10 protein-coding genes are annotated in these 9,715 nt (G+C 40.7%); 1 reads left to right on the top strand and 9 read right to left on the bottom strand.

What is annotated here, in order from left to right:
* Positions 1–386 precede the first annotated feature (386 nt).
* From ADI58_RS00455 to ADI58_RS00415, 9 genes are all read right to left on the bottom strand, one after another.
* Complete coding sequence (locus ADI58_RS00455) at positions 387–1,118, bottom strand: response regulator transcription factor (RefSeq protein ID WP_033675642.1); 732 nt, start codon at positions 1,116–1,118, stop codon at positions 387–389.
* The gene (locus ADI58_RS11465) at positions 1,115–1,930 is read right to left on the bottom strand and encodes a GHKL domain-containing protein (RefSeq protein WP_239683519.1); all 816 of its coding nucleotides are present in this window, start codon (positions 1,928–1,930) and stop codon (positions 1,115–1,117) included. The genes ADI58_RS00455 and ADI58_RS11465 overlap by 4 nt, the downstream gene beginning before the upstream one ends.
* Positions 1,931–2,494: 564 nt before the next feature.
* The gene (locus ADI58_RS00445; protein WP_000425304.1) at positions 2,495–2,641 is read right to left on the bottom strand and encodes a smi_0057.1 family bacteriocin-like peptide; all 147 of its coding nucleotides are present in this window, start codon (positions 2,639–2,641) and stop codon (positions 2,495–2,497) included.
* A 152-nt stretch (positions 2,642–2,793) separates the two neighbouring features.
* Positions 2,794–3,987, bottom strand: coding sequence for an N-acetylmuramoyl-L-alanine amidase family protein (locus ADI58_RS00440; protein ID WP_049521048.1), 1,194 nt, complete (start codon positions 3,985–3,987; stop codon positions 2,794–2,796).
* Between the two features lie 112 nt (positions 3,988–4,099).
* A complete protein-coding gene (locus ADI58_RS00435) occupies positions 4,100–4,951 on the bottom strand; it encodes a C40 family peptidase (protein ID WP_033675636.1) in 852 nt (283 codons plus the stop codon).
* A gap of 171 nt (positions 4,952–5,122) precedes the next feature.
* Positions 5,123–5,356, bottom strand: coding sequence for an acyl carrier protein (locus ADI58_RS00430; RefSeq protein ID WP_000136445.1), 234 nt, complete (start codon positions 5,354–5,356; stop codon positions 5,123–5,125).
* 5 nt (positions 5,357–5,361) lie between these two features.
* A complete protein-coding gene (plsX, locus tag ADI58_RS00425) occupies positions 5,362–6,354 on the bottom strand; it encodes a phosphate acyltransferase PlsX (RefSeq protein WP_049521047.1) in 993 nt (330 codons plus the stop codon).
* Positions 6,351–7,121: a DNA repair protein RecO gene (gene recO / locus ADI58_RS00420; protein WP_000616131.1), complete on the bottom strand. Its 771-nt coding sequence runs from the start codon at positions 7,119–7,121 to the stop codon at positions 6,351–6,353. Before recO ends, plsX begins: the two co-directional genes overlap by 4 nt.
* Positions 7,118–8,287 (bottom strand): pyridoxal phosphate-dependent aminotransferase, encoded by a 1,170-nt coding sequence (locus ADI58_RS00415; protein ID WP_049521046.1) that lies wholly within the window; start codon positions 8,285–8,287, stop codon positions 7,118–7,120. The genes recO and ADI58_RS00415 overlap by 4 nt, the downstream gene beginning before the upstream one ends.
* A gap of 148 nt (positions 8,288–8,435) precedes the next feature.
* Here ADI58_RS00415 and ADI58_RS00410 point away from each other — a divergent pair, with 148 nt between their 5' ends.
* The gene (locus ADI58_RS00410; RefSeq protein WP_049521045.1) at positions 8,436–9,446 is read left to right on the top strand and encodes a YeiH family protein; all 1,011 of its coding nucleotides are present in this window, start codon (positions 8,436–8,438) and stop codon (positions 9,444–9,446) included.
* Positions 9,447–9,715: the final 269 nt, after the last annotated feature.

Below are 9,715 nucleotides of genomic sequence, written 5' to 3'. Positions count from 1 at the left end.
AAATTGGTAGATACATGAAGCAAACTCCTTTCTTTTCCTCTTACTTATCTATTCGAAAAAAATTTCGAAAATGTACAACTAAATTAAATTTTATTTGAAAAATAACTTAATGAACCACGGATAAAAAATTGGTAGATACATGAACTAGGCTCCTTTCTTTTTCCTCTTACTTATCTATTCGAAAAACAATCCGAAAATTTACAACTAAATCAAATTTTATTTAAAAAATAATTTAATGAACCACGGATACAAGATTGGTAGATACATAAATTAGACTCCTTTCCTTTTCCTCTTACTTATCTATTCGAAAAAGAAGTCAAAAAAATAAGAATATCAGAAAATTTTCCGACATTCTTATTGATAAACTCATCCAAGTCTAACAGATATTAGACATTGAGATGTTTTTTTAGGGTTCTTCTGGCTGTTCGTGATACGGGGAAGTGCAAGCCTTCTAACAAGGTCACTTCTGTGGCAGTCATCTCTTCAATTGCCTGTAAACTGACTAAAGTATTGCGATTAGCATAGACAAAGTAATCTTTTTCAGCCTTTGCAGCGATATCCTTGAGACTACCATAAATGGTTTTGATAGAATGATTGGCATAATAAACCTTGATACGATGGGATTCCACTGAGGTTTCAAAGGCTAAAATCTCATGGTAGGGCAGAGTAAAGCCCCGTCTTCCCTCAAAACTATAGGTAAAGAGACGCATATTTTCCCTCTTGTCCACTGCCAGTACATAGTCCAGACAGCGCTCCAACTGATAACGGTAATCTTCCTCTGGCTGATCCTTGGAAATAAAATCCAAGGCAGACAAGTGATAGCGAAAAGCTAGAGGCAAGGCCTCCGAGTGCGTGGACACAAAGACAATACTTGTAAAGGGATCTCGCTCCCGAACCTGTTGAGCAACCTGAAAGCCCCGTTCACGCTCTCCATCAATCTCTAAATCTAATAAATAGAGCTGGTAATGGTCAAAATACTGAGAATACTTTTCAACATCTCCATAGCTTTTGGCAATATCAATTTCCAATCTCAAATTGCGAGAGCGACCGATATCTAGCAAAGTCTGCTCTATCCGTCCCTGCTGAACTCTATCGTCTTCCAAAACTAAAATTCTCATTCCTCTCCCCCTCGTTTCTCATCCTTAAATGGCAATTCTAAATCTTGTCTAAAAGTCGTCTCTCCTAGCTGGGTATCTAAGTTTAAATCATAATGAAAAACCATATCTTCCAAGGTCGCTAAGCCCAGTCCACTGTGGTTACCCTTGGTAGAGTAACCCTTTTGACTGAGAATGCTGGGATTCAGTTCTTCTTTCTTACGAGTGTTTTCAATGATAAAACGGACACTCCTATCACCTGCCAACAAAGCAACCCGAATCTGCGGATTTTCTGCCTCACTAGCTGCCTCTAAGGCATTTGTCGTGAGGATAGAGAGGATACGGATAGCCTCCAACATCGGCAAAGCCAGCTCTTCGACAACCCCCACCGTCTCCAAACTAAAATGAATTCCCTGATTATCTGCCACAATCATGGCTTTTGCCAAGGTATTACGAATGGCTATGTCATGTATATTGTGAAGATTAAAGGCCGTGTAGTCCGCCTTTCTCAGCTTTTCATTGGTCTTCAGAAAGACATCTTGATAAATGGTAGACACCTCAGCCATATCTTGATTCGCTATGGCAGGCTCCATGCTAGCGACAATCCCTGCAAAATCATGACGGAAACCTCGAACCTCATCATAGAGATGACCCAACTTATCCACCATCCCTTGCAAGGAACGATTTTCTTCTTCCTGTCTCTGAATGGTCTGCTCATCACGATAAACCTGCTCTAAGTGTCTGATATAAAAGAGCCAGGAGAAAAAGAGAATGAAAATCAGGAGAGAAATGGTCGTGTCAAAGCGAACGTAAAAAGAACTATTTCTATTGGTCATGAACGAAGAGAATATCCTAAATCCAGTCAGAGGTAGGATAATGAAAAAGCTCTTACGATAGTGGGTTTTAAAAGTATCTGAAAAGAATAAATCCAAATCCAAAGACCAACGCTTCATAATTTTACAACATAGAAAGATTGATAATAAATCAAATATAGATATATATAAAGTAGAAAACGAATCTACGAAACAACAATGCTCACCAGATAATACACGAATCCAAATTGTCAAAAATAAATAACGAATACTTTGAAAGAAGAGAAAAAGATACAGAGAAAGAAAAAGAGATTCCCCTTTTCCCTTGTGCAATACTAATAAAAAAATACAGTAAAAGTAGATAAGAACTCCTATATGAAATAATTCTCCAAATGTTTGACGAGCAGATAAACTAATTAAAAATATAAGTATCCAATAACGTTTTTTATAAAATTCTGGGGAAATTTGAGCACCCAAATAAATAGTAGGCACTATGGTTGAAACGACTACCAACAGTAGATATATCACAGAAAATAAGAATTCTAAAATAAGCATAAATAAATCTAATCTCTAACTAATACTGTGAATTTAAGCAACGTGTCTACCCGTACCAAATAATTTATTGCACCATTTTACAGTATCTTCAAAAATCCCTCCACCATTCACTTCCTCCAAAACCTCTGGAGTTAACTCTTCAAATTGTTCCAATTCTACAAATGTATTTTTCATTTCCATGACAGACTCCTTTTCATTATTTTATAGATAACTCTATCCCCTGCTCCATCTACAAAAGGCTTTAGTTTCCTTTTAAAATACAAGAAATCTAAAGCCTCCTGAAAATGGTATATTGGTTAGAGCGTTAACGATTAGTTGTGAAGATGTTATTTTTATTTAACCACAACCACTTTATAATATTCGTTTGAGTGTGGAGATTCAATCTTAATTTTTTCACCGTATAAACCATCGATTTCTTTATCCAGATAATCTGAAACTCCTGATGGCAAGCGTTTCATCTTAAGAATTTCACCAGATTGATCCGCATAGGCTAGAATGTGATGGTGAGTAGTGGTTGCTCCATCATCAATTAATACAAAGTAACCTGTTTTGAGCTTACCTTGCTCATTTTCTAAATAGTATAGTTTATTGTTATTGATTGTAAAGTTGGTAGCTCCAAGACGAAGTCGTGCACCTGGATTTTCTAAATAGACATCATTGCCAACTTTTTTAATCTCTGAATAGGTTGTCATTGCTGGGATATTAATCACACGATGTCCATTTTCATCAAAGTAGTAGCGATTTGGTAAGTTTTGGAAGTTCTGTACAACTGCCTTAGGATCAATTTCTTGTCCTTCTTCTTTATTATCCACTAAAGCTAAGGTAGTATTTGCAACCACATCCCCATATTTATTAGAAAACTTTTTAAACTCTGGCTTGATGTACCAAGCATTTTTTTCAACAATGACTCCATCTTTTCTATGAATAAGATGATAATCATACCCGTCAGATAAAGTAACAATATTTGTGATAATTGTATCATCCGCTTGAGATTGTTCAACCTGGCTTGGGAGTTTGGTTAACAGATATCCATCCTTACCAATGACATAACTTTCCCCATCACTGGCTGGAACAGCTCTGTCTGCGACCATAGCACCTGATTTTTCAAAGTAAGACCATTTACCATTTGGAGTCGCCCATCCTGTTGCCATAGCGCCACTGCCTTTGAGGTAATACCATGTAGATCCTTCTTTGTACCAGCCAGTACGCATAGCGCCACTACTTGCGAGCGAATACCATGTGTTACCTTCCTTGTACCAGCCAGTACGCATAGCGCCACTATCTGCTAGAGAATACCAAGTATTGCCGTCTTTGAGCCAACCTGTCTGCATTTTACCAGTGCTGTCGAAGTGATACCATGAGCCAGCATTTTGTACCCATTTATCCTTAGCTAGACTGCCATCTTGTGAAAGATTCCAGTCAGCACCATTTTTAACCCAAGTATCTGCAGCCTGTGCTTGGTTGATAGATAAAAGCAGACCAGCACCTGCAAGCAAACCAAGTGTGAGTAGTTTAGATTTTTTCATAGCCATTTCCTCCTTTATTGAATAGCTACAGGAGGGTTTCCCCTCTTTATTTAGCTATATTCTAATACTTTTCATAATCAAAGTCAATAATATTGTGAAAAATTAGACAATATTACCAATATCTACGAATTGTATTTTGAGTAATACCGTATTGATCCATATAAGAAACATATTGACCTGGATATGGAGCATGAACTACCTTTCCACCACCAACATAAATACCTACATGGTCATTTGTCTCTTCACTATTATACAAAATCAAATCTCCAGCTTGTTGAGAACCATTACTTACATAACTTCCTCCCGTTGCTTGACCATAGGTCACTCTAGGAATACTAATATCAAACTTAGCATGAATAGCCATCGTAAATCCTGAGCAATCTACGCCACTATTCAAATCTGCCCCACCCCAAACATATGGGATTTTCCCTACAAATGTCTCGGCATATTCACCAAGTGCCTGTCCACGATTTTCTACCCATACACCACTTTCTCTAAAGAAGTATGGTGTACCATTCACACGTTGATAACCAGTGACCATAGCACCACTAGCAGATAAGTAGTAATAATTACCATCAGGTTGAATCCAAGTATTTTCTTTCATCCATCCTTGGTCATCAAAATAGTACCACTTGCCATCTAATTGTTCCCAATTTTTAGCATAACCACCTGAACCGTATTTAAACCACCATTTACCATTGGTTTGCATCCATGTGCCTTTCGGATCACGATATTGATTGAAAGCTTTCTTCTCTTGATTTCCCTCTGCTTGGGTTTCTTTATCTTCAAAACCAATCAATTTTACTTGATCAGCTTCTTCAGCTTTTATCTTGCCTTGATTAACTAATTGAGCAATCGCTTCTTTCTCACTTGCTGATGGGGAATCAGCATAGGCCACAGTAGTATTTGCTAGGAGAACGCCTCCTGCAAGAACTAACAAACTAGAATAAAGATATTTTTTCATCGTGAAAATCCTTTCTTTTTTCTCCTTTTTGGAGATTGATTTTTCTGACTACATTATATCCTTTATTTGTTTTCATATCTCTCCTGTCCCTAGAAAGACTAAATCTGTTCCTAAACGGTCACTTGAACCAAAGAAAAATTCCAAAGCAAATACCTTGGAACTTCTATATCTTTATTTTGCTTGAATGATTTTAACCACATCTCCTACACTTTGGAGTTGGTCAATTTCCTCATCACTGATTTCGATATTAAATTCATCTTCCAGTGTCAAGATAAACTCCATCAAGTCAACGGAGTCAGCATCCAAATCGTCTTTCAGACTCAAGGATTCTGTCACGACAAAGTCCTCTCCCTGTCGCTCTTGGATAATGGTCACAATACGGTCAAAAATTTCTTTTTCTGTCATCTCTTTTATTCTCCTGAAAATTCACGCGCAGTCTGAGCAACTACGTCTGTTTCTAGCATAGTACGGATCTGGCGAATCGTACTATAAACAGCCTTGGCATCGCTTGAGCCATGAGTCTTGACAACAGGTGCCTTGACACCAAACAAGACCGCTCCACCAACATCTGAGTAGTTGAGCTGTTTTTTCAAACCTCTGAGGCTGTCCTTGAGAAGGAGGGCACCTAGTTTCGCTCGAAGACCACCACCTGTAATAGTGGTCTTGAGCAAGCCCATAATTCCCATGGCTGTCCCTTCAATGGATTTGAGCACAGCGTTTCCCGTGAAACCATCTGCCACAACAACATCCGCAACGCCATTCATCAAATCACGCGCTTCCACGTTTCCGATAAAGTTCAAACTTTCATCAGCCGCCAGTAATTCGTAGGTTTCCTTACGAAGCGGATCGCCCTTACTACTCTCTGTTCCGTTATTGAGCAAGCCAACACGTGGTTGCGCAATTCCACGGACATTTTTAGCATAGAAGGAACCTAGAACCGCATATTGATGGAGGTGCTGGGCTGTATTTTCCGCATTAGCACCGAGGTCCAGCATGTCAAACCCCTTCCCATCAATAGTCGGCAAGGTCGACATAAGCCCAGGACGATCGATGTTCTTGATACGACCCACGATGAAAAATCCTGCTGCTAGTAAAGCACCTGTATTTCCAGCCGATAGGACAGCATCTGCTTCACCCTCTTTGACAGCCTTGGCCGCCAATACCATACTGGCGTTTTTCTTCTTCCGAATAGCTCTCGTAGGTTCATCGTCTGAATCAATCTTCTCATCCGTATGGATAATGCTGACGCGCTCTGTCGCTGTCAGATATTGCTTGATTTTAGCTTCATCTCCGTAGAGTTGAACTTCGATATCTGAAAAGTCAGCTAGGGCTTGATTGACACCCTCAACGATGGCCTGAGGTGCGTAATCGCCTCCCATGGCATCTACTGCGATTTTTTTCATTTCTTTTCCTCTTTTAGTAATTGTCCCCAGTCTGCTAGGGAATCAATAAATTTCTTTGATTTTAGGTGAATCCCAACGTACTCTTCGTAGAGTTGATCCATAAATTGGCGTAGCTCTTGCTTGATTTCAGGCTTGAGCGAAATGGTCTCCAAAGTCTCAAAATCAATGGCTTGAAACTGATTGAGCAGATAAGGGATATTGGGATTGAGATGGCAACGTCTCTCATCCTCATGATAATGATCTGGACAGAGGCAAGCGCCATATTTGAAAGAAAAATCAAAAGCCTGACCGATCCGATGGCAGAAGACACACTCATTAAAATTGAGGCTGATCCCAAATCGAGTCAAGATTTGAATTTCAAAAATATTGGTCAAAACTTGATAATCCAAGCCAGCTTCCATCAACTCCAAAGTCTTTTGTAAAAAAGCAAACAAGGGAGCATCCTGCTGATTGTCCTGCAAACTAGCATCTGCAAGAGCTGCCACGTAGGTCGCATAAGCCATGACAAAGAGATCGCTATTAATCTTGGGAAAAGTCATCACCTCATGATAGTCCTCAATATAGCTAAGCCCGTCATCATTGATTCGCAAGAGAAATCGTGCCAGCACCAAGGGCTGAATAACAGGGGCCAGCTTAGACTGACCAGCATGTTTGACGAAAAACATGCGTTTGCCAGCCTGCTCTGTAAAGATTTTGACTAGCTTATCATCCTCACGAAAGTTGCGATTGTAGAGCACCAAGCCTTGACTCGTGATAGACTGAATCATTCTTCTCTCATGTACTCCTCAAGTCGTTTCATGGCTTCTTTGATAGTCTCCATGCTAGCCGCATAAGACAGGCGCACATAACCTTCCCCGTAACGCCCAAAGGCTGCACCAGGGATAAAGGCAACAGCCTTCTTCTGAGCAAAATCCTTCAGAAAAGCAAAGGAGTCTTGATTGTAACCCTCTGGAATCTTAGCAAAGATATAGAAGGCACCGTCTGGTTTGATAATCTCAAAACCAAGAGCAGTCATTTTCTCGATAATATAGTCCCGACGCTGGATGTATTCCTTCTTCATAGGTTCCGCATCGTTTTTACCAGCCGTCAAGGCTTCCACTGCAGCGTGTTGAGCCATGGTATTTGCGGCAGTTACCAAGTACTGGTGACTCTTGATTAACTGGGCTGTGAAGGCCGCAGGAGCGAAAATCAGTCCCAAACGCCAACCTGTCATGGCATGCGATTTCGACAAACCATTGATAATAATAGCCTGATCTCTCAACATGGTTCCCAGAGACACATGGGCTTCGCCTGTGTAGGTCAATTCTGAGTAAACCTCATCACAGACAACAAAAATTTCGTATTTGCGTAAAACAGCTGCCAAGGCCTCCAACTGCTCCCGACTATAGGTAATTCCTGTCGGATTGGCTGGATAGTTGAGAATCACCGCCTTGAGCTTATCACCCTGCTCCAAAATAGCCTTTTCCAACATCTCAGGAGTCAAGACAAAACCATTTTCAGTTGTGTCAATCTCGACAATCTCTGCCCCAACTAGATTGACAATTGGTTCATAACCCGGATAAGCAGGAGCTGGCAAGAGCACCTTATCTCCTTCTTCTAAAATAGCCGTCAAAGTCGCAGATAAGGCCTCTGTCGCCCCAATTGTAACCAAGATTTCATTTTCAGGAGCATAGTCCAGTTGATACTTTTCCTTAACAAAATCACTGGCTGCCTGACGTAAAGTCAGCAAACCACTCATCCCTGTATAGTAGGATTGGTTCTGGTCAATCGCTCGCTTGGCCGCCTCTTTGACATGATCTGGCGTTGTAAAATCAGGTTCCCCCAAGGTCAAACGCAAGACCCCAGGAATCTCAGAAATAGCCTGGTCAAACTGACGAATCAACGAAACTTGAATCTTATCTAACTGTTTATTAAAGCGCTTAGTTAAGTCCATAGATACCTCCTACTGTAAAAACGTATCTCTATTATACTACAAAAGCCCCCCGACCGCAAAAATACATGATAGAATAACTTTCCACTTTCTATTTTACTTTTCCTCTTTACAGGTCTATAATGGTAACAGATTCTATTTGGAGGTTTTTATGTCATTTCTATCAAAAAATGGAGCAGGCATCTTGGCCTGCCTTCTCATTTCCATCCTATCTTGGTACTTAGGAGGATTCTTCCCTGTGATTGGCGCGCCCGTTTTTGCCATTTTCATAGGCATGCTTCTCCATCCCTTTCTCTCACCCTATAAACAACTGGATGCTGGATTGACCTTTAGTTCCAAGAAATTGCTTCAGTATGCCGTTATCTTGCTTGGTTTTGGTCTCAATATCTCGCAAGTCTTCGCAGTTGGGCAATCTTCACTCCCTGTCATCCTTTCCACCATTTCAATAGCCTTGATTGTTGCCTACCTCTTCCAGCGTTTCTTTGCACTGGACACAAAACTGGCTACCTTGATTGGAGTGGGATCTTCTATCTGTGGGGGCTCTGCCATTGCGGCGACAGCGCCCGTTATCCATGCCAAGGAAAAGGAAGTAGCCCAAGCCATCTCCGTTATCTTTTTCTTCAATGTCTTGGCTGCGCTCATCTTTCCAACCCTAGGTACCTGGCTTCATCTATCCAATGAAGGCTTCGCCCTCTTTGCAGGAACTGCGGTCAATGATACTTCCTCTGTAACGGCTACCGCCAGCGCCTGGGACAGTCTCTACCAAACTAATACCCTCGAATCCGCAACCATTGTCAAACTCACACGCACCCTAGCTATTATCCCCATCACTCTCTTTCTCTCCTACTGGCAAAGTCGCGAGCAAAAAAATAAGCAAGGATTGCAACTGAAAAAAGTCTTCCCACTTTTTATCCTTTACTTCATCCTTGCCTCTCTCCTCACTACACTACTCACCTCTCTCGGTGTGTCCAGTAATTTCTTTACCCCTCTCAAACAACTCTCTAAATTCCTTATTATCATGGCCATGAGTGCTATCGGTCTCAAAACCAATCTGGTAGCTATGGTCAAATCCAGTGGAAAATCCATTGTTCTCGGAGCTATTTGCTGGATTGCCATCATCCTCACTAGTCTTGGTATGCAGACCCTTATCGGCATTTTCTAATACTCTTCGAAAATCTCTTCAAACCACGTCAACGTCGCCTTGCTGTATATATGTGACTGACTTCGTCAGTCTTATCTACAACCTCAAAACTGTGTTTTGAGCTGACTTCGTCAGTTCTATCTGCAACCTCAAAAACGGTGTTTTGAGCAACCTGCGCTAGTTTCCTAGTTTGCTCTTTAATTTTCATTTAGTATAATAAAAAGGTAGCCCACCAGCCAATGTCATTAAGTTAAGAAATTCAAATACAATTCTGTATTTGGGTTTCTTTT

Source organism: Streptococcus mitis (assembly GCF_001074635.1).
Taxonomy (GTDB): Bacteria; Bacillota; Bacilli; order Lactobacillales; family Streptococcaceae; genus Streptococcus; species Streptococcus mitis_E.
The sequence above is the reverse complement of the archived record's forward strand: the minus strand, read 5'-3'. Positions and strand labels throughout refer to the sequence as shown.